The sequence below is a fragment of the Thermobacillus xylanilyticus genome, assembly GCF_907165215.1.
GTDB lineage: Bacteria > Bacillota > Bacilli > Paenibacillales > Paenibacillaceae > Thermobacillus > Thermobacillus xylanilyticus.
In genome coordinates this window covers 33,748-54,582 of the sequence record NZ_CAJRAY010000048.1, presented here as the reverse complement: position 1 = coordinate 54,582, position 20,835 = coordinate 33,748, and the positions used below count along the sequence as shown (strand labels likewise).

Genomic DNA, 20,835 nt, shown 5'->3' with positions numbered 1-20,835 from the left:
CGCGATCACTTCCCTCCGTAAGCTGTCAGGTACTCCTTGATGCCGGCGACGATCTCCTCGGCGATCCGGTCCTGCACCGATTCCGTGAACAGCAGCTTCGCGTCCTTCTCGTTCGACAGGTATCCGCATTCGAGCAGAACGGCCGGCATCTTCGTCTCCCGGATGACGACGAAACTCGCCTTGCGCACGTTTCGGTCCGGCAATCCGGTCGCCTTGACGAGATGCCTGTGCAGCACCTCCGCCAGCTTGAGACTTTCCGCGCGGTTGTAGTAGGTCTCGACGCCGCTGACCGACGACGTGTAGCGGTTGGCGTGGATCGAGATGAACAGGTCCGCGCCGAGATCGTTGGCGTAGCCGGCCCGCTCGTACAAACCGATGTACGTGTCGTCGCTCCGCGTCATGTAAGGCGTAATCTGGCTGTCCTGCTCCAGCAGCTTGTACACCTTGCGCGCGACCGCCAGATTGAACGTCTTCTCCCAATCGCCGGTCACGCTCGGCGCGCCGGGATCTTCTCCGCCGTGCCCCGCGTCGATGACGACCTTGTACTTCTTGTTCGGATCCGCCGCAGGCAATTCTTCCAGCACGAAATCGACATGAAGCGCGCCTTCTTCAAGCGTGATCTCGTAGTCCTGTCTCACCTTCAGATCGAATACGACCCGAACCGTCGAAGGGTGGCTGCTGTAGTACGAATAGCGGACGCGTTCGAGCGCCCTCGTGTCGGTGATCAGTTCCGCCTGCGACGCCTTCCGGGCTGCAAGGTCCGCCATGATTTCCGGCGAAAGCGAGGCGTAAGGCATGTCGATGACAAGTTTCGTGCCTGACCAGAACGGCTCGTTCGGCGTCATGGAACCCTCGAAAAGCACCGTGACGCGTCGGGCGCCGTCGAATTGGATCTCTTTCACGACGGCGAGCGCATCTTCCGGCACGGCCGGCATTTCACCGCCCGGTTCCTTTACTTCTCCATCTTCCGTCCCAATTCCTTCATCGCCGTCCGCATCACCTTCATCCGGGTTGGCCGATTGCGGATTGTACAGGAAAACCGATTTCGAATACGAATCCCAATAGACCTGGAGACCGAGCTGCTCTCCGACAAACCTGAGCGGCACATAGGTGACGCCCTTGTCGACAAACGCGGCGGCCCCGAGCTTGAGTTCCCGGCCGTCGACCAGCGCGGTATCCTTGTCAAAGGTCAGTTCGATAAGCGAACCGCCGTTCGAGATGCGGACCTGATCCGTACCGGCGGTCCAGTCGACGGTGTAGCCGATATCTTCGGCGATGACGCGGATGGGAACCATCGTGAAGTTGTTCACGACGCGCGGGCTCGCGCCTTCCGCGATCCGTTCGCCGTTCATGTACAGGCTCGGCGGCTCGGCGGCATGCGATTCGGCCGGATACAGCGCAATGAGCGCGAACAACAGAGACAGCAACGCAACAATTCTCTTCATGGGTCCACCTCTGGCTGCGGAAATACTGCAAACGTAGAAGCTGATGTAGCCGAACGCTTGTCTGAACGTTTAGACGCCTGTACCCGAGAAAAGTTGCGAGATGTCGAAAAAGATGAGACCGAACGACTAAACCGCCCGAAATCTCCCGATCGTGCGTGATTTCGCGCATTTTCGGCCGCCTGACGCACGAAAGCCGTTCCGGAAAATCCGGAACGGCTCTTATCCGTCCGCGATCAGAACGGCTGTGCCGCGCGTCTTGCCTCGTACGCCGCAATCTTGTCTTCATGCTGCAGCGTCAGGCCGATGTCGTCGAGCCCGAGCAGCAGGAACTGGCGGCGATGCTCGTCGAGGTCGAATCCGATTTCGAGTCCGCGGCCGTCGGTGATTTTCTTCGCTTCCAGATCGACCGTGAGCTGGTAGCCTTCATGCTCGGCCGTGCGGCGGAACAGCTCGTCGACCTGCTCCTCGCTCAGCGTGACCGGAAGAATGCCGTTTTTGAAACAGTTGTTGTAGAAAATGTCGGCGAACGACGGCGCGATGACGACTTTGAAACCGTAGTCGAGAATGGCCCACGGCGCGTGCTCGCGGGACGAGCCGCAGCCGAAGTTCGCGCGCGAGATGAGAATGGAAGCGCCCTGGTAACGCGGCTTGTTCAGTTCGAAGTCCGGATTCGGGTTGCCGCTTTCGTCAAACCGCCATTCATAGAACAGGAACTGGCCGAAGCCGCTCCGCTCGATCCGTTTCAGAAATTGCTTCGGCACGATCGCGTCCGTGTCGACGTTCACGCGGTCAACCGGCGCGACGATGCCCGTATGTCGGATGAAAGGTTCCATCGTGTATGCTCCTCTCCGTTCACTTTGCGAATCAGACCGACACTTCGGTCTTGATCTTCCAATCCCGCACGTCGGTGAAGCGGCCCATGATCGCCGCAGCCGCCGCCATGGCCGGCGAGACGAGATGCGTCCGGCCGCCGCGGCCCTGGCGTCCTTCGAAGTTCCGGTTGGACGTCGACGCGCAGCGTTGGCCCGGCTGCAGCACGTCCGGATTCATCGCCAGGCACATCGAGCAGCCCGCGTCGCGCCATTCGAAGCCCGCTTCCTTGAAGATCTTGTCGAGCCCTTCCTTCTCCGCCTGCATCTTGACGCGGCCGGAGCCCGGCACGACGATCGCCGTCACGCGCGGATGCACCTTGTAGCCGCGGGCGATCTCGGCGGCTGCGCGCAGGTCTTCGATCCGGCCGTTCGTGCAGGAGCCGATGAATACATAGTCGATTTCGATCTCCGTCATCGGCGTGCCCGGCGTAAGGCCCATGTATTCAAGCGCCTTGGCTGCGGCCTTCCGTTCGTTCTCCGTCGGGAAGCTGTCCGGATCCGGGACGCTGGACGTGATGTCCGTGCCCATGCCCGGGCTCGTGCCCCAGGTGACTTGCGGAACGAGCGATTCGACGTCGAACTCGACGACCTTGTCGAAGACGGCGCCTTCATCGGTGCGGAGCGTCTTCCAATACTCGACCGCCCGGTCGAAATCTTCGCCCTTCGGCGCGTACTCGCGGCCGCGCAGATATTCGAACGTCTTCTCGTCCGGCGCGATCATGCCGGCGCGGGCGCCCGCCTCGATCGACATGTTGCAGATCGTCATCCGCTCTTCCATCGAGAGCTCGCGGATCGCTTCACCCGTGTACTCGATGACGTAGCCGGTTGCAAAGTCGGTGCCGTACTTCGCGATCAGGCCGAGGATCATGTCCTTCGCCGTGACGCCCGGCTTGCGCTTGCCGACGAAGCGCACTTCCATCGTTTTCGACTTCGCCTGCTGCAGACATTGCGTCGCCAGCACGTGCTCGACTTCGCTCGTGCCGATGCCGAACGCCAGCGCGCCGAACGCCCCGTGCGTCGACGTATGGCTGTCGCCGCACACGATCGTCTTGCCCGGCTGCGTCAGCCCGAGCTCAGGACCCATGACGTGCACGACGCCCTGGTCGATGTCGTTCAGGTCGAACAGCCGGATGCCGAAGTCGCGGCAGTTCTTCGTCAGCGTGTCGATCTGCTGCTTCGAGATCGGGTCGGTGATGTTGAACCGGTCCTTCGTCGGCACGTTGTGGTCCATCGTCGCGAAGGTCAGATCCGGACGGCGGACCTTGCGGCCGGCCATGCGCAGCCCTTCAAACGCCTGCGGCGACGTCACTTCGTGCACCAGATGAAGGTCAATGTAAAGAATGCTCGGTTTGCCCTGCTCCGAATGAATGACGTGGTTATCCCAGATTTTCTCGTACATTGTCTTCGCCATGCGATCACCCCATTGTCGGTTGCGCGGGAGCGCGGCGTCCCGCCTATGCTGGTTCTATCTTATCATGTTCTCATTGATTGAACAAAGATATAATAACTATATAGGCAATAGGTTTCACCTATAGCACCATCGGCTTTCTGATTCGAAAAACGGTTTCTTGCCTGAAGGAGCGTGCAAGATTCGTGGATTTGCGACAAATGCAATACGTCGTGCAGCTCGCGAAGGAGCGGAACTTCTCCCGCGCCGCCGAGAAACTGCATATCGCCCAGCCTTCGCTCAGCCAGCAGCTGTCGAAGCTCGAGAACGAACTCGGCGTCCTGCTGTTCAGCCGCACGACGAACAGTGTGGAGCCGACCCACGCCGGCACCGTCTTCATCGAGAAGGCGGCGGTCATTCTGGATGCCGTCGAGCAGCTCCGCCAGGAGATGGACGACCTCGCGCAAATGCGCAAAGGGCGGCTGATCGTCGGCAGCCTCCCGATTACGGGTGCGCATGTGCTGCCGCATGTTCTGCCCGTCTTCCGGGCGCGCTATCCCGAGATCGAAGTGACGCTTGTCGAAGATACGACATCGCGTCTGGAGCAGCTCACGGCCGGCGGACAGACCGACCTGTCGCTCCTCTCGCTTCCCCTCGGCGATCCTTCGCTGACCTGGGAGCCGCTGATCGAGGAAGAAATCATCCTCGCCGTGCCGCCCCGCCATCGGCTGGCCGGGCGAACCGGCGGCGTGGAAGTGGCGGAGCTGTCCGGCGAGCCGTTCATCGTGCTGAAGAAAGGCCAGGGGTTCCGCAAAATTACGCTCGACCTGTGCCTTGAAGCCGGCATCGAGCCGCGCATCGTGTTCGAGAGCGGCAACATCGAGACGGTGCAGTCGCTGGTCGCGGCCGGCATGGGCATCGCCTTCGTGCCGCAGATGGTGGCGCGGGCGCCCGGCACGCCGTTCTCGCCCGTCTACCTGCGGCTTGCGTCCGCTCCGACGCGCACCCTCGTCATCGCCAGCCGCAGCGGCCGCTACCTGTCGAAAGCGGCGCGGGCGTTCATCGAGACGCTTCGGGAGACCGCCCCGGGAGCGGCCACGCCGTCGCCCGGCAAGAGCGGCGGCTGACCGGCGGGGAAGGCCGGCAATGCGCGGGCTTTCCGGCCGGCCGGAAATCTCAGCGGCCGGATACGGCAGGCCCCCGCTTGTGCCGATGCAGCTTCGCCGCTTTTACGACGCTGCGAACCAGCGCAATGGCGGCGAACGCCGCGGCGATGAGCGCGATCGCGAGCCAGGCGTTCCAACGGAGTTCGTGGAGCGCATACAGCCATGCGGCCAGACCGGACAGCGTCGCAAGCAGCGTCGGCACGGTCAGGATTAAGCCGGCTTTGACATAATCCCCCCACCCGATCTTCACCTGCTTCGCGGACAGCACGTGCAGCCACAGCAGCGTGGCGAGCGAGCCGATCGGCGTCATTTTCGGTCCCAGATCCGAACCGATCACATTCGCGTAGATGAGCGCTTCGCGGATGAAGCCTCCGGTCTCCGTGCCGGAGACGGCCAGCGCGCCGATCATGACCGCCGGCAGATTGTTCATGCCGGAAGACAGCACGGCCGCCAGCAGGCCCATCGCGATCGTCGCCGCGTACCATCCCCATCCGGCGGCATGTTCGATGAAGCGGCTCAGCAGGTCGGTCAGTCCGGCGTTCCGAAGACCGTACACGACAACGTACATCCCGATCGAGAACACGACGATGCTCCAGGGCGCTTCCCTGACAATCTGCTTCGTGTTGATGACCGGACTTCGCCGCGCGATGGCGAGCAGCAGGACAGCGGCGGCGCCGACCAGGGCCGATACGGGAATGTCTAGCGCTTCGCCGGCGAACAGGGAGACCAGCATAATGCCGAGCACCGCCCACGCCCACCGGAACATCCGCGGATCCCGGATCGCTTCCTTCGGATGCTTCAGCCGGGACAAGTCATAGCCGGCCGGGATGCTCTTCCGGAAATACAGATACAGGACGAGCAGGCTGGCGGCGGCGGAGACCAGATTCGGCACGATCATCCGGCTCGCGTATGCGGCAAACCCGATGCCGAAGAAGTCGGCGGAAATGATGTTGACCAGATTGCTGATGACGAGCGGCAGCGAAGTCGTGTCCGCGATGAATCCGGTCGCCATCACGAACGGCACGACCGTCCGGGCGTCGAAATCGAGCGCGCGGACCATGGCAAGCACGATCGGCGTCATGATCAGAATGCCGCCGTCGTTCGTGAACAGCGCGGATACGGCCGCGCCGAGCACGATGATCAGCAGAAACATGCGCAGCCCGTCGCCGCGCGCCCGCCGCGCCATATGCAGCGCGGCCCATTCGAAGAAGCCGGCTTTCTCCAACACCGACGAGATGAGCATGACGGCCACGAGGGCGAGCGTCGCATTCCAGACGATCCCGGCAACGTCGCCGACATCCCCCAAGTTGACCACCCCGGCGGCGAGCGCCAGCAAGGCGCCCCCCGACGCGGTCCAGCCGACAGGAAGTCCCCTGGGCTGCCAAATAATGAGCGCAATCGTGACAATGAAAATGGACAAGGCAACCGCGGCCAATCGACGTCCCCCACACGCGCAGCCTTCCGGCCATGCGCACCGATTCGCGAAAATCCGTCGATCATTATCGCACAGCTCCCCGTCCGCGCACAACGGGAATTTCAAAGCCCTTCTCCCCGCCGGTCAGGCAAGGAAAAGGGCTTGTTGGCGCGGCTTCGCCGCCTATACCGGCTGCCCGGCATCGAGTTTGTACAGCGCCGGCCTCCGGTCTTCGAAAACGGGAATGCGCCGGCGCACGTCCTCCACCAGTTCCAGGTCGATTTCCGCCGTCAGGATCGTCTCCTCTTCACCCGCTTCCGCGACGATTTCACCCCACGGATCGATGATCATCGAATGGCCGAAGAAATCCGTTCCGTTGCTGGACCCGACCCGGTTGCAAGCCGCGACGTACATCTGATTTTCGATCGCCCGCGCCCGGAGCAGCGTCCGCCAATGCTCCAGGCGGGGGTGCGGCCATTCCGCCGGCACGACCAGCAGTCTGGCGCCCGCAAGCGCAAGCGTCCGCGCCAGTTCGGGGAAGCGGATGTCGTAACAGATCATGACGCCCGCACGCACGCCGTCGATTTCCGCAAGGCCGATCCGCTGTCCGGGCCTCAGATGCTTCTCCTCGTCCATCAGCCGGAACAGATGGATTTTGTCGTATTCGCCGGCCGGCTCTCCGTCCCTGCCGAAAATCCGGATCGTGTTGTAGACGCCGTCCTCCCGGCGCTCCGCGATCGAACCGGCAATCACGTTCACGCCGTGCCGGCGGCTGAAATCGGATGCGAACGCCTTTGTCCGCTCGCCTGCCGGATCGGCAATCGTTCCGATTACCTCCAGCGCATAGCCGGTGTTCCACATTTCGGGCAGGACGATCAAGTCCGGCTTGTCCGCCGCCGCCTGCTCCATCCGTTCGGCCGCCCGTCCGAAATTCGCCTCCGGGCTGCCCGCATCCACGTGCATCTGCACGAGGGAAATCCGCATTTTCCGTCCCATCGCTCCGCCTCCTGATTTGCCGTGTTCTTCTCATATTACCCTGACATGGCGTCATGTCAAGTTGGCAACACTAACGGCAACCTCCATCCCAACCCCTGACAAGGAGCTGATCCCATGCCGAGATCCCTGCTGGCCGCACTAATTGCGCTGGCGACTGTCCTGCTGCCGTCCGCCGGATTGCACGCGGCCGGGAAGACAGAGCGTTTGCCCGCAAGACCGGTGCAAATCTTTGACGTGAAAGCCGGCAAAGTCGTCCATTCCGTGGCGAACGACGAGGAATTCCAGCGGATGGCGCGCGAATGGCTGCAATCGGTGACCGGCCTGTCGCCGAAGCTGCAGCCCGGCGAGGAATGCAGCTACGTCTACCGGGTGCCGCTTGCCGAGCCCGGCGTGGTGCGGATCGGCGGTACATCGATCACCGTCCGTGACATCTTCCTGTTCTATTGCGAACGGGAGAAGCCGATGCTGCTCGTTTTCGATTCGGGCAACCGGCCGTACCTGCTGAACTTCGACGCCGACTTGAGACCGTTCTTCCGCAAGATCGCCGCCCCGGGCGCTCCGCAGCAATAGCCGGATTGCGCACAGGCTGCCGGATGCCGCGGACTCCGGCATATTCCAGGGCCGGTTGCGGACCGGTCAACCGGCTGACGGGCGGCTCGACCGCCTGTCAGCCGTTCGCCTGTGGTCGGCAGAAGCCATCGGCCGGACCGTCTCACCGTGCGGTTGGCTTCATCACTCTCGTTCAGTCGATCCTTTATCGCCCCGTTCAGTCGGCCCATCTTAGCTAAGCGAAGAAGCTTCCTCTAACTAGCCGAGCTTGTTCACCATCCGAATAAAATAATTATTCCGGGGTATTCCGACCGTTTCACACAGAAAAATAATCCTCAACCACTCGACAGCCCCGTCAATCCGTGCTAGATTAGGATATTATGCCTTCCGCCGCCCGTCCGGCGCTTCAGTCGGCCGGCGGGCGCGGAAGCGAGCGGGAGTGGTCATGGATGAAGCGACAGATCGCCCGCATCCGCGTCGAACCGGCGGCGCGGATACAGGAGCTGCCGACGCAATTTTTCGCCAAATTGTCCGCCAAGGCGGCGGCCCGCGTGGCCGAAGGATACGACGTCATCAATCTCGGTCAGGGCAACCCGGACCAGCCGACGCCGCAGCCGATCGTCGACCGGCTCAAAGCTGCGGCCGACAATCCGCTGTATCACAAATACCCGCCGTTCAGCGGCTACCGCTTCCTGAAAGAAGCCGTTGCCAAGCGGTATGAGGAAGATTACGGCGTCAAGCTCGATCCGGACACGGAGGTCGCCATTCTGTTCGGCGGCAAGACCGGACTGGTCGAGATCAGCCAGTGCCTGCTCAATCCGGGCGACGTCTGCCTCGTGCCGGATCCCGGCTATCCGGACTATTGGTCGGGCGTGGCGCTGGCCGGCGCGCGAATGGTGTTCATGCCGCTCGCCGAGTCGAACGGTTTTCTGCCCGACTACGGCGCCTTGAAGCCCGAAGATCTGAATCGCGCCAAGCTGATGTTCATCAACTATCCGAACAATCCGACGGGCGCCGTCGCCGATGCCGCCTTCTACGCCGAGACAGTCGAGTTCGCCGCGCGGCACGGCATCGTCGTCGCCAGCGACTTCGCCTACGGTGCAATCGGCTTCGACGGCAAGCGTCCGGTCAGCTTTCTCGAAACACCGGGCGCGAAAGAAGTCGGCGTCGAGTTCTATACGCTTTCGAAGAGCTACAACATGGCCGGCTGGCGCGTCGGATTCGCGCTGGGCAACGCCGATGTCATCCGCCTGATCAATCTGATTCAGGATCATTACTATTGCAGCCTGTTCGGCGCCATCCAGGAAGCGGCGGCCTACGCGCTGACCGGACCGCAGGATTCCGTCCGCGAGCTGTCGGCGATGTACGAGCGGCGGCGCGACACGCTGTTCCGCGCCCTGGACAGGATCGGCTGGAAGGCCTCGAAGCCGGGCGGTTCGTTCTTCTGCTGGCTGCCCGTGCCCGCCGGGCACTCCTCCGAATCGTTCGCCGACCTCGTCTTCGAACAGGCGGACGTCGTCCTCGCCCCCGGCGTCGGATTCGGCCGGTCCGGCGAAGGCTACGTGCGGCTCGGGCTGCTCGCCGACGAAGCGCGGCTGGAGGAAGCCGCGGCGCGAATCGGCCGCCTCGGGCTGTTCGGCTGATAACGGGACGAACGGCCCCGGTTGCGCCAACTTTACACTGATGCCTTTTCGTGATAAGGTAATAGCAAACAATCCGATAGGATAAGCGTAATGACGGGACCAGTAAGCATGTTCCAGGCGCGTTCAGAGAGCGGAATCGAAGGCTCCGGCGGGCGGATGCCGCCTGCGGGCCTTGGCTGCGAGAATCCGCCGCGCTCCGTGCTGAACCCACCCCCGAACGGCCGGCGACGAGCCGGACAGCTTCCTGCTGTTATCAGGATTCGAGTCGGACGGCGACCTTTGCGCCGTCAACAAAGGTGGTACCGCGGAAGCGCAGACTTTCGTCCTTTACGGGCGAAGGTCTTTTCTTTTTGAGAGCCTGACAGCACAACACGTAAGGAAGGATCGAGATGAGCGAACGCATCGTCGTCAAGATCGGCTCAAGCTCCCTGACATCCGATGAAGGCGGCCTGAACCGGGCCCGCGTCGACTTCTTCGCCGGCGAACTCGCTGCGCTGCACCGCACCGGGCGGCAAGTGCTTCTCGTCACGTCGGGCGCCGTGGCCGCCGGATTCCGGAAGATCGGCTACCCCGCCCGGCCGAAGCAGCTGCACGAGAAACAGGCGGCGGCGGCCGTCGGTCAGGCGCTGCTCATGCAGGCCTACCAGGAAGCGTTCGGCGAAAGCGGCATTGTCGCTGCGCAAATTTTGCTCACACGGCACGATTTCTCGAACCGGCAGCGCATCCACAACGCGCTGATGGCGCTCGAAGAGCTGATGCGCCGGGGCGTCATTCCGATCATCAACGAGAACGACACCGTTACGGTGGAAGGACTGAAATTCGGCGACAATGACAACCTGTCGGCGCTCGTCGCCAACCTCGTCCGGGCGAAACAGCTGATTATTCTGACCGACACGGACGGCCTGTACACCGATGACCCGCGCCGCAACCCCGAGGCCGAGCGCATCGAACGCGTCACCGAGATCTCCGAGCGGATCATGGCCATCGCGGGCGGAGCCGGCAGCTCCGTCGGCACCGGCGGCATGCGGTCGAAGATCGAAGCGGCGCGCGTCGCGATGCGCGGCGGCGTCCAGGCGTTCGTCGGCAAAGCGAGCGAGCCCGGCGATCTCCTCGCGGCGGTCGAAGGAAGGGGCCGGGGCACGTATTTCGACACCGACTCGCACAATTTGTCCATGAAGAAACAGTGGATCGGTTTTCACTCGACCCCGAACGGCCGCATCACCGTCGACGCCGGCGCGGCAAGGGCGCTCGTCAGCGAAGGCCGCAGTCTGCTCCCCGCCGGCATCGTCGGGGCTGAAGGCGAGTTCCATCCGGGCGACGTCGTCGAAGTCGTCGACACGGACGGCTTGCCGATCGGCCGCGGCGTCGTGAATTACGCCTCGTGGCAGGTGCAGGCGGCTGCCGGCCTCAGCACCGATGAAGTGCGCAAACGGGTCGACGTCGTCCGCATGGAAGTCATACATCGGGACGAATGGGTATCGTTCCCGCGCTAGCACGAAAGTTGGATCCAAGATTGTCCAATGGAGGGATAAGCCATGACCCAGCAAACGACGATTCACGAAGTGAAAGCGAAGGCGCAGGCGGCCCGCGCCGCGCTGCCGGCGATGAACCGGCTGACGACAGCGCAGAAGAATGTGGCGCTGCTCGCCATGGCCGACGCGCTCGTGCGCGAGCAGGACGCGATCATTGCCGCGAACAAGGAAGACCTGGAGCGTGGAAAGGTGAGCGGCACCTCCGCTTCCCTGCTTGACAGACTGAAGCTCGATGAGAACCGGATTGCCGGCATCGCCGAAGGGCTCCGGCAAATCGTCGAGCTGCCCGATCCGGTCGGCGAGGTGCTCGAGACATTCGAGCGTCCGAACGGGCTCCATATCGAGCAGGTGCGCGTGCCGCTCGGCGTCATCGGCATGATCTACGAAGCGCGGCCGAACGTCACCGTCGACGCGGCCGGGCTCTGCCTCAAGACCGGCAACGCCATCGTGCTGCGCGGCGGTTCGGCGGCGATCGAGTCGAACCGGCGGATCGTTGACGTGCTGCGCCGCGCGCTCGCCGGCACCGACATGCCGCCGGACGCGCTGCAGCTGATCGAGGACTCCGACCGCCGTTCGGTCGACGCGATGCTCAAGCTGAACGGCCTGCTTGACGTCATCATTCCGCGCGGCGGCGCCTCGCTCATTCGCAACGTCGTCGAGAACGCGACCGTGCCGGTCATCGAGACGGGCGCCGGCATCTGCCACACGTTCGTGGACGAAAGCGCAGATCCGGAGATGGCTGCGCGCATCGCCTTCAACGCGAAGGTGCAGCGCCCGTCGGTGTGCAACGCGATGGAAACGCTGCTTGTCCACCGCAATTTTGCGGCCAAGCATCTTGAACGTCTGCTTCAGCCGCTGGCCGAAGCCAATGTCGAGCTGCGCGGCTGCGAGGAGACGCGCCGCCTCTTCCCCGCCGTGCGGCCGGCGACGGAGGATGATTACGCGACGGAATACAACGACTACATCCTGAACGTGCGGATTGTCGGCGGCCTGGATGAAGCGCTGGCCCATATCGGGAAATTTGGCACGCGCCATTCCGAATGCATCGTGACCGAAGACCATCGGAACGCCGAGCGGTTCCTCCAGGAAGTGGACGCCGCGGCCGTCTATCACAACGCGTCCACCCGTTTCACGGACGGCTTCGAATTCGGTTTCGGCGCCGAGATCGGCATCAGCACCCAGAAACTGCATGCCCGCGGTCCGATGGGACTTCCGGCGCTGACGTCGACGAAATACCGAATCCGCGGCAACGGTCAAATCCGGGGCTGACGAAGGAGCAGTTGACGATGACACGGAATCATCAGGCGGAAGGAGCCGCAGACGGCTTGATCAGACGCAAACTTTGCTTCTACGGCGCCGGTTCGATGGCCGAAGCGATCGTGCGGGGACTCATCTCCGCCGGTCTGGCGGAACCTGCCGACATTGTCATGTTCAATCGGGCGAACGCGGCCCGGCTCAACGAACTTCGCGACCGGTACAGCGTGCGTATCGCGGCGGACGACAAGGCGCGGGAGCAGGCGCTCCGCGAAGCGGACGTCATCTTCCTGTGCATGAAGCCGAAGGACGCGGCGGATGCGCTGCGCCGCCTCTCCCCCGTCCTTCGGGACGGACAGCTGCTGATCTCCGTCATCGCCGGGCTGTCCATCGCCGCCATCGAACAGCTCATCGGACGCCGGCTGCCGATCGCGCGCACGATGCCGAACACGTCGAGCACGATCGGCCTCGGCGCAACCGGCATCAGTTTCAACGATGCGGCATCAGACGCGCAGCGGGAGCTTGTGCTGAACATGTTCCGAGCAATCGGCATCGCGCGCGTCGTCGACGAATCGCTGATCAACGCCGTAACGGCAGTGTCGGGCAGCGGCCCCGCTTACCTGTACTACATGATGGAAGCGATGATCGATACGGCCGTCTCGCTCGGACTCGCCGAAGACACGGCGCGGGCGTTGACCGTGCAGACCGTGCTCGGCGCGGCGCGCATGGTGCTCGAAACCGGCGAGGAGCCGGCCGAGCTGCGCCGCAAGGTAACGTCGCCCGGCGGCACGACGCAGGCGGCCATCGAGACGTTCGAGCGGCTTGATTTCCGCGGCGCGGTCGGACAAGCGATGCGCCGCGCGGCGGAACGGGCCGGCGAAATGGGCGCCGAACTGGAAAGGAGCATCACATAAATGAGCGGATATTGCCGTGCAACCTATCGTTGCTACGATGAGAAAGCCGATTTCGGCAAGAAAGCGCAGGGCATCGCCGTCGGGCTGACCGTCGGCAGCTGGACCGACCTGCCCGAAGCGCGCAAGGCGGAGATGGAGAAGCACCTCGGCAAAGTCGTCTCCGTCACCGAGGTGCCGGCGGCGGAGTCGCCCACCGGCGAACGGTACGCCGACATCGTCATCGATTATCCGGACATCAACTTCAGCCGCGACATCCCGGCGCTGCTCGTCACCGTGTTCGGCAAACTGTCGATGGACGGACGGATCAAGCTGATCGATCTCGATTTCTCGGAAGACTTTCTGTCCGCCTTCCCGGGGCCGAAGTTCGGCATCGAGGGCGTGCGGAAACAGCTCGGGGTCGAGAACCGTCCGCTTCTCATGAGCATCTTCAAATCGGTCATCGGCCACGACCTCCCGAATCTGCGGGAACAATTCTTCCGGCAGGCACTCGGCGGCGTCGACCTGATCAAGGACGACGAGATTCTGTTCGAAAACCCGCTGACGCCGCTTGAGAAGCGCGTCGAGGCGTGCATGGCCGCGGCGGCCGAAGCGAAACGCGAAACCGGCCAGGAGCTGCTGTACGCCGTGAACCTGACCGGTCCGACGTTCAAACTCGCGGAGAACGCCAAGCGGGCGATCAGAGCCGGCGCGAACGCACTGCTCTTCAACGTGCTCGCCTACGGTTTCGACGCGCTCGCCGAGCTGGCCCGCGATCCGGAGATCCACGTGCCGATCGCCGCGCATCCCGCGGTTTCCGGCGCGATCTATCCGTCGCCGCATTACGGCATCGCCGCGCCGCTTCTGCTTGGCAAGCTGATGCGGCTCGCCGGCGCCGACCTTGTCCTGTTCCCCTCCCCCTACGGCTCGGTCGTCATGCCGAAGGAGGAGAACATGGCGCTCAAAGACGCGCTGACAAGCGACGGGCTGCCGCTCCGGAAGAGCTTCCCGGTCCCGTCGGCCGGCATTCACCCCGGCCTCGTGCCGCTCATTCACCGGGACTTCGGCCTCGACGTCGTCGTCAACGCGGGGGGCGGCATTCACGGCCATCCGCTCGGCACGGCCGCCGGCGGCCGCGCCTTCCGGCAGGCAATCGACGCCGTGCTGGCCGGCGAACCTCTGCGCGAGGCCGCTAAGCGGCACGACGAACTGCGGGCGGCAATCGAGGCATGGGGGATCAAGGAATGACGCAGGCGAAAGAACGGATCATTTTCTGCGACTTCGACGGGACCATCACGATGAACGACAACATCGTCGCAATCATCCGCCATTTCGACCCGCCCGGCTGGCAGCAGATTGTGGACGACGTCATCGCCGAGCGAAAATCGATCCGCAAGGGCGTCGGCGAAATGTTCCGGCTGCTGCCGACATCGAAGAAGGACGAGATCATCGATTATGCGGTCAACAATGCGGTCATCCGCGAAGGCTTCGCGGAGCTGATCCGCTTCTGCAGGTACGAGGGCATCGATTTCTATGTGACGAGCGGCGGCATCGACTTTTTCGTCTACCCGATCCTTGCCCGATTCGACATCCCGCGCGACCGTATCTTCTGCAACGGCAGCGATTTCTCGGGCGAGCGCGTCGAAATTACGTGGCCGCATCCGTGCGAGCCGCCGTGCACGAACGACTGCGGCATGTGCAAGACGACGATCATGCGCCGCTTCCCGCCCGAGCGATGCGAGCGGATCGTGATCGGCGACAGCGTGACCGATTTCGAGGCGGCGAAACTGGCCGACGTCGTGTTCGCGAGGTCGCATCTGACGGAAAAATGCAAAGCGCTCGGCGTGCCCTTCACGCCGTTCGAAACGTTCTACGACGTCATTGACGCGCTCGAAGAAAGGGTGGAATCATGAGCGGCAACGCATTCTTGAGCCTCACAACCGAAGAGAAGCAGCGCGCCCTCTCCGAACTCGGGGAACTGAAGGCGACGCTCGCCTCCCGCGGCCTGTTCGCGGGCACAAGCGGCAACCTGTCCGTGCGCGTCGGCGAGTACCGGCCGGAACAGTTCCACTTTGCGATCACGGCCAGCGGCAAGGACAAGTCCCGCTCGACGCCGGAAGATTTCCTGTTCGTCGACCAGGACGGCAAGCCGGCCGAGTCCACGGCGCTCAAGCCGTCCGCCGAGACGCTCATCCATTGCGAAATTTACCGGCTGACGGGCTGCGGCGCCATCGCCCACGTCCATACCGTGTACAACAACGTCGTCTCGGAATGGTTCTGGGAACGGCGCGCGGTGCCGGTCCACGGCGTCGAACTGATCAAAGCGTTCAATATCTGGGAAGAAGAAGCGTCGATCGACATCCCGATCGTGCCGAACTACGCCGACATCCCGCGCATCGTGCCCGAGGTTACGGAGCGGCTTGATCCGCGCATCCCCGGCATCCTGCTGCGCAAGCACGGCATTTATGCCTGGGGGCGGGATGTGCAGGAAGCGAAGAAACATCTCGAAGCATTCGAATTTCTGTTCGAGTACGTTTATCGCTGGGAACTGCTCCAGGGCAGCCGGCGATAAATGCAAAGCCCGGACATCACAACCATGTGATATCCGGGCTTTGTTGCGTTTCACCCTTGCGTTCGTCCGCGGAACTGCCGCGCGCGCAGCCGCGCTTCCTCCGCGCTTGTGATCCGGTTCCGGCTCCATTCCAGCAAAATGCGGTCGATGTAGCGGAAACTCAGCTTCCCCGCGAACACCGCCTCCTTCAACGCGACGCGGATCAGCTCTTCGGGATAGCGGTCCTGGTCCAGCCAGGCCGAGATCGTCTCCAGCTCCATCGGCGACAGCGGCCGCCCGAATTCCCGCTCAAACACGGCGAACAGACTCGGGGGCTGTTCGGGCGCCTCTCCCCTTCGATCAGCGGGAGGACGCGAAACGGCGGGGCCGGTACCCCCGGCCGCCGGCGCGGCGCGATCCTTCACGGCCGAAGCCGCGGCCCGTTCGTACCAGCCGGTCCAGCGGTACGCCTCCGAAATGACGCCCGTCTCCGGATCGATCCGTTCGTCGATCTCCAGGAACCCGCGGCGGATCAGACCGCCGATCAGTTCGGCGACTTTCCCTTCGCCGATCCCCATCCGTTCGCCGATCTCGTCCGGCGTCGGGAACGCGTTGCCCTCCGCATGCCGGAAACCGGCAATCTGCAGCAGCAGCATGAATTCCGCGTCTGAGAGTCCGAGCGCACGGTAAGTGCGAAGCACAAATTGCGGTACAAATATGCCGCCTTCCGCCAGCAGTTCGGCGGCGCTTCCCGCTTGCGCGTCCCGCCCGAAATCCGTCATCCGCATCCCCCTTCCTGCCGCCGCCCGGACTTATTGTCCGCGGGAGACCGGCGAATCGCCGGCTGCTTTGCGCTCCGACACGAGGCGGAACGTGTCGCGCGCAATAATCAATTCCTCGTTCGTCGGCACGACGAGCACTTTCACGCGCGAATCCGGCGCCGAGATGAAGCGCGCATCCTTCGAATGCCGCTGATTCGCCGTTTCGTCGAGCTGCACGCCCAGGAATGTCAGGCCCTCGCACACCGCCTTGCGGACGTGCGCCGAATTCTCGCCGATGCCGGCCGTGAAGACGAGCACGTCCAGCCCGTTCATCGCCGCGGCGTAAGCACCGACATACTTGCGCAAACGATAGCAGAACATGTCGAACGCGAGCTTCGCATTCCGGTCTCCGTCTTCCATCGCCTCGACGATTTCGCGCATATCCCCGCTGAAGCCGGAGATCGCCAGCATCCCGGAATGCTTGTTCAGCATGGAATTCACTTCGCCGAGCGTCAATTCTTCCTTGCTCATGACGAACGGCACGACCGCCGGGTCGATGTCGCCGCTTCTCGTGCCCATCATCAGCCCTTCAAGCGGCGTAAGCCCCATGCTCGTATCGATCGATTTCCCGCCCTGGATCGCGGTGCAGCTCGCGCCGTTGCCGATGTGGCAGGTGATCATTTTCAGTTCCGCGATCGGCCTGCCGATCATCTCGGCCGCCCGTTCGCTCACATAGAAATGCGATGTGCCGTGGAAACCGTAGCGGCGAATCTTGTGCCGTCTGTACAGCGCCATCGGGATCGGATACAGATACGCGTGGCGCGGCATCGTCTGATGGAACGCCGTATCGAATACGACCGCCTGCGGCATGTTCGGCATGTTCTGCTCGACGGCGTTGATGCCCATCAGCGCGGCCGGATTGTGCAGCGGCGCCAGGTCGAACAGATCGCGGATGCTGCGCTTTACTTCGTCGTCGACGAGCACCGACGCCTTGAACGTCTCCCCGCCGTGCACGACCCGGTGGCCGACCGCCTCGATCTCCGCGATCGAGGCAACGACGCCGTGCTCCCGGTGCAGAAGCAGATCCAGGACGCGCCGGACGGCCGTCACATGGTCAAGAATTCCGCTGACTTCGCGGACGCCGGGCCCCGCGGCCGGCTCGTGGGTCACAATCGCCGACTCCGTGCCGATCCGCTCGACGCGGCCGCTCGCCAGCACCGACTCGTCCTTCATATTGTAGAGCTGATATTTGATCGACGAACTGCCCGCGTTGATGACCAATATTTTCATATCCGATCCCCGTCCTCATCGTACTTGAAGAATCCTTCACCCGTCTTCACACCGAGCTGCCCGGCGCGGACCATCTTCTTCAGCACGACGGACGGGCGATATTTCAGCTCGCCGTATTCCCTGAACATCTGTTCCAGCGCCGCCACGACCGAATCGAGGCCGAAACGGTCCGCCATCTCGAACGGGCCGTGCTTGAACGAATAGCCGATCCGCATCGCGCGGTCGATATCCTCCGCCGTCGCGACGCCTTCCTGGAGAAGATTCGCCGCCTCGTTGATGAACAGACAGATGAGGCGGGACGTGACGAATCCCGGGGACTCGTAAACCATGATCCCCTGTTTGTTCAGCGTATTTTCGACGAACCGTCTCACCGTCTCGAACGTCTCATCGGACGTTTTCAGGCCGCGGATCAGTTCGACGACGTCCACCTTGAAGGCGGGGTAAATGAAGTGCAGGCCGATGACGCGTTCCGGATAAGCCGTCGCGCCGGCAAGTTCCGTCAAACTGAGCGTCGACGTATTGCTCGCGAGGATGATGTCCGGTCCGCACACCCGGTCGAGTTCCGTGAACACCTGCTTCTTCAGATTCAGATCTTCCGAGATCGTCTCGATGACCATGTCGCAATCGGCCATCTCTTCGAGCGATCCGACCGGGCGGATCCGCCCGAGAATCAGTTTCTTCTCAGCCTTCGTCAAGGCCCATTTCTCAATCTGCTTGTCCAAACTTTGTTCAATCTGGCGCAGACCGTGGTTCAGATGCTGCTCCGACCGGTCGGTCAGCAGCACGTCCAATCCCTTGAACGCCAGCATCTCCGAGATGCCCTGTCCCATCGTTCCGGCGCCGACAACGCCGACTTTGCGAATCGTCAAGCCGATCACCTGCTTTATCTGGTAGTGCGACTTCTCTACCATTATACCGATGCCGATCACAAAAAAGAAGGCGTCCGGACGGACGCCTTCCATCGTTCACACAACCGTCAGAATCCCGCAGATTTCGATCTCACACGTCACGCGCCTGCGCGCATGGAACCGTGCAGAAATTCGCGGAACACGTCCCCGCTCAGTGATTCTTCGCGCATGAGCAGCTCGAGCGAACGCTCGAACACATCCCGCCGCTCCGCGAGGAGCGCCTTCGTCTTCTCCATGAGACGGTCCAGCAGATCCCGCGCCACACGGGAGAACGTCTCGGGCGTCATCATGCCGGGATCGACGATGCCCAGTTCGGTCAGTCCCGACTCGGCCATCGTGCGCACGATATTCATCGCCTGCTCGAAATCGCCGCGCGACCCGGTGCTGCGGCCGCCGTAGAACAGTTCTTCCGCGGCCGCGCCTGCGAGCGCAACCATGATCTGGCCTTCGAGATATTCCGTCGTGTACAGGTAGCGGTCCTGCTGCGGATTGTGGCGCACGTAGCCGAGCGCCTGCCCGCGCGGCGACAGCGCGACCGTCGAGACGCTGCCCGGACGGACGATCTCGGCCATGATCGCATGGCCCAGTTCGTGGAGCGCCACCCGCTCCCGCTCTTCCTTCGTCGCCTCGCGGTCCGTCTTCTCGCCCATCATCACCTTGTCGATCGCCATCGTCAGATGATGCATCTCAATACACTCGGATTCTTCGCGCATCGCGTAAATGGCCGCTTCGTTCAGGACGCTCTCGAGCTGGGCGCCCGAGAAGCCGAACGTCTCTTCGGCGACTTTGTCCAGGTCGGCCGTCTTGCCGAGCGGCTTGCCGGCGGCATGGATGGACAGAATATGCTTGCGTCCTTTCTTGTCCGGAAGATCGACCGCGATGTGCCGGTCGAATCGTCCCGGGCGCAGCAGCGCGCTGTCGAGCGTGTCCTTGCGGTTCGTAGCGGCGATCAACAGAATGCGGGGGGACTCGTTCGTCTGGATGCCGTCCATCTCGGTCAGCAGCTGATTGAGCGTCTGGTCGTATTCGCGATGCTGTCCGCCGTCGCGCCTGCCGCCGATGACATCGATCTCGTCGATAAAAATGACGGCGCTGTTCTTGCCCGTCTTCTGCGCCTTCTGGCGCGCTTCGCGGAACAGATCGCGGATCCGGCTCGCGCCGACGCCGACGTACATCTCGACGAATTCGCTGCCCGAAGCCGCGACGAAGACCGAATCCGTGTGGTGGGCCGCCGCCTTGGCGAGCAGCGTCTTGCCGGTGCCCGGAGGGCCGGTGAGCAGAATGCCTTTCAGCGGACGAATGCCGAAGCGCGCGATCTCATCCGGCCGAATCAGGAATTCGAGCGCCTCCATCAGCTCCTGCTTGGCCCGTTCCTGGCCGCCGATTTCATCGAACGACAGCATGGACGGCCGTTTCCTCGCGGCCTGCCTTCCGCCGCTCAGCGCGGTCAGCTGGCCGCGCGACCGGGCGACATAGAACAGAACGCCGATGACGGCCGCCGCCAGCAAGATCGGCACGACATTGACGCCGATGAAGTACAGAAACAGCAGCAGAACCGGCGTGAAGCCGATCAGCATCTCTTTCCAGTATTTAAGCATTCGGCCACACCCCCAGCACGGCAGGCTGGCGGGGAAGCACGACATACTTGACCGCGCCGTCCAGCTTCAGCGTAAGATAAACATTATATTCGTCCATCTCCGTCTCTACGGAAAGCCCGGAGTGTGCGGCTTCAAGCTTGCGGGCGGCTTCCGGAATGTCGGCGTATCGGCGGTTTTCCATCGCCTGCGCGATCGTGAAAAGCGCCGATGACCAGATCTTCTCCAGCTTCTCGTTCCGCTCCTGGCGGATGACCAGATCGAGCTCGCGTCCGCCGAGGGAGCTTCCCGCCTGCTCCCGGATGTTCCGATAGACTTCCGCAAGATTAACCGTTCCGTCAAGCGTGATTTCCACCGTCACGCGATCGTCAGTCACAATCGGATCATAAGCCGTCACGCCTTCGATGCCGGCGAACGTCACGGCCAGCGGTTGTTCGACCGCGAAATGGCGGTAGCCGAACCAGCCGCCGAACAACACGGCGCCTGTCAGCAGCGCCGTCAGCAACACAGGGACAATGCGTATGTGCGTCATCTCAGTTGCCTCCTTCCCATGCGATGCCGTATGTAATAGAGTATAACATA

19 protein-coding genes are annotated in these 20,835 nt (G+C 62.9%); 9 read left to right on the top strand and 10 right to left on the bottom strand.

Features of this window, described 5'->3' with window-relative positions:
* Positions 1 to 5: 5 nt before the first annotated feature.
* The 3 genes from KJQ12_RS10365 to leuC all read right to left on the bottom strand — a co-directional run bounded on the left by KJQ12_RS10365 (position 6) and on the right by leuC (position 3,728).
* Entirely contained in the window at positions 6 to 1,445 is a 1,440-nt protein-coding gene (locus KJQ12_RS10365; protein ID WP_213484610.1) for an N-acetylmuramoyl-L-alanine amidase, read from the bottom strand.
* Positions 1,446 to 1,678: 233 nt separating this feature from the next.
* The gene (gene leuD / locus KJQ12_RS10360; RefSeq protein WP_213484609.1) at positions 1,679 to 2,278 is read right to left on the bottom strand and encodes a 3-isopropylmalate dehydratase small subunit; all 600 of its coding nucleotides are present in this window, start codon (positions 2,276 to 2,278) and stop codon (positions 1,679 to 1,681) included.
* Positions 2,279 to 2,309: 31 nt separating this feature from the next.
* Positions 2,310 to 3,728, bottom strand: a complete 1,419-nt coding sequence (leuC, locus tag KJQ12_RS10355) for a 3-isopropylmalate dehydratase large subunit (protein ID WP_213484608.1) — start codon at positions 3,726 to 3,728, stop codon at positions 2,310 to 2,312.
* Between the two features lie 182 nt (positions 3,729 to 3,910).
* Here leuC and KJQ12_RS10350 point away from each other — a divergent pair, with 182 nt between their 5' ends.
* Complete coding sequence (locus KJQ12_RS10350) at positions 3,911 to 4,831, top strand: LysR family transcriptional regulator (RefSeq protein WP_213484607.1); 921 nt, start codon at positions 3,911 to 3,913, stop codon at positions 4,829 to 4,831.
* Between the two features lie 49 nt (positions 4,832 to 4,880).
* Here the strand turns inward: KJQ12_RS10350 and KJQ12_RS10345 are convergent, their stop codons facing one another.
* Entirely contained in the window at positions 4,881 to 6,305 is a 1,425-nt protein-coding gene (locus KJQ12_RS10345) for an arsenic transporter (RefSeq protein ID WP_213484606.1), read from the bottom strand.
* A gap of 162 nt (positions 6,306 to 6,467) precedes the next feature.
* Complete coding sequence (locus tag KJQ12_RS10340; protein WP_213484605.1) at positions 6,468 to 7,280, bottom strand: carbon-nitrogen family hydrolase; 813 nt, start codon at positions 7,278 to 7,280, stop codon at positions 6,468 to 6,470.
* 114 nt (positions 7,281 to 7,394) lie between these two features.
* On the opposite strand from KJQ12_RS10340, the gene KJQ12_RS10335 reads away from it, so the two are divergent.
* The 8 genes from KJQ12_RS10335 to mtnB all read left to right on the top strand — a co-directional run bounded on the left by KJQ12_RS10335 (position 7,395) and on the right by mtnB (position 15,720).
* On the top strand, positions 7,395 to 7,850 hold the full coding sequence (locus tag KJQ12_RS10335) for a hypothetical protein (protein ID WP_213484604.1): 456 nt from the start codon (positions 7,395 to 7,397) through the stop codon (positions 7,848 to 7,850).
* A 428-nt stretch (positions 7,851 to 8,278) separates the two neighbouring features.
* Positions 8,279 to 9,472, top strand: coding sequence for a pyridoxal phosphate-dependent aminotransferase (locus KJQ12_RS10330; RefSeq protein WP_280529258.1), 1,194 nt, complete (start codon positions 8,279 to 8,281; stop codon positions 9,470 to 9,472).
* 389 nt (positions 9,473 to 9,861) lie between these two features.
* Complete coding sequence (gene proB, locus KJQ12_RS10325; protein WP_213484603.1) at positions 9,862 to 10,965, top strand: glutamate 5-kinase; 1,104 nt, start codon at positions 9,862 to 9,864, stop codon at positions 10,963 to 10,965.
* Positions 10,966 to 11,007: 42 nt separating this feature from the next.
* A complete protein-coding gene (locus tag KJQ12_RS10320) occupies positions 11,008 to 12,273 on the top strand; it encodes a glutamate-5-semialdehyde dehydrogenase (protein WP_015254682.1) in 1,266 nt (421 codons plus the stop codon).
* A 17-nt stretch (positions 12,274 to 12,290) separates the two neighbouring features.
* A complete protein-coding gene (gene proC, locus KJQ12_RS10315; protein WP_213484602.1) occupies positions 12,291 to 13,172 on the top strand; it encodes a pyrroline-5-carboxylate reductase in 882 nt (293 codons plus the stop codon).
* Positions 13,173 to 14,396 carry a 2,3-diketo-5-methylthiopentyl-1-phosphate enolase gene (locus KJQ12_RS10310; protein ID WP_015254684.1) on the top strand — a complete coding sequence of 408 codons (1,224 nt, stop codon included), beginning with the start codon at positions 13,173 to 13,175 and terminating at the stop codon, positions 14,394 to 14,396.
* Positions 14,393 to 15,061 carry a 2-hydroxy-3-keto-5-methylthiopentenyl-1-phosphate phosphatase gene (locus KJQ12_RS10305; protein WP_015254685.1) on the top strand — a complete coding sequence of 223 codons (669 nt, stop codon included), beginning with the start codon at positions 14,393 to 14,395 and terminating at the stop codon, positions 15,059 to 15,061. The genes KJQ12_RS10310 and KJQ12_RS10305 overlap by 4 nt, the downstream gene beginning before the upstream one ends.
* A complete protein-coding gene (mtnB, locus tag KJQ12_RS10300; RefSeq protein WP_015254686.1) occupies positions 15,058 to 15,720 on the top strand; it encodes a methylthioribulose 1-phosphate dehydratase in 663 nt (220 codons plus the stop codon). The genes KJQ12_RS10305 and mtnB overlap by 4 nt, the downstream gene beginning before the upstream one ends.
* Before the next feature lie 50 nt (positions 15,721 to 15,770).
* Here mtnB and KJQ12_RS10295 read toward each other — a convergent pair whose 3' ends face one another.
* From KJQ12_RS10295 to KJQ12_RS10275, 5 genes are all read right to left on the bottom strand, one after another.
* Positions 15,771 to 16,481, bottom strand: a complete 711-nt coding sequence (locus KJQ12_RS10295) for a DnaD domain-containing protein (RefSeq protein ID WP_213484601.1) — start codon at positions 16,479 to 16,481, stop codon at positions 15,771 to 15,773.
* A gap of 30 nt (positions 16,482 to 16,511) precedes the next feature.
* The gene (locus tag KJQ12_RS10290; RefSeq protein WP_213484600.1) at positions 16,512 to 17,750 is read right to left on the bottom strand and encodes an acetate/propionate family kinase; all 1,239 of its coding nucleotides are present in this window, start codon (positions 17,748 to 17,750) and stop codon (positions 16,512 to 16,514) included.
* Positions 17,747 to 18,661: a 3-hydroxyacyl-CoA dehydrogenase family protein gene (locus KJQ12_RS10285; protein ID WP_425315974.1), complete on the bottom strand. Its 915-nt coding sequence runs from the start codon at positions 18,659 to 18,661 to the stop codon at positions 17,747 to 17,749. Before KJQ12_RS10285 ends, KJQ12_RS10290 begins: the two co-directional genes overlap by 4 nt.
* 95 nt (positions 18,662 to 18,756) lie before the next feature.
* Complete coding sequence (locus KJQ12_RS10280) at positions 18,757 to 20,256, bottom strand: AAA family ATPase (protein ID WP_213484599.1); 1,500 nt, start codon at positions 20,254 to 20,256, stop codon at positions 18,757 to 18,759.
* Positions 20,249 to 20,785: a hypothetical protein gene (locus KJQ12_RS10275; protein WP_015254691.1), complete on the bottom strand. Its 537-nt coding sequence runs from the start codon at positions 20,783 to 20,785 to the stop codon at positions 20,249 to 20,251. Before KJQ12_RS10275 ends, KJQ12_RS10280 begins: the two co-directional genes overlap by 8 nt.
* Positions 20,786 to 20,835 lie beyond the last annotated feature (50 nt).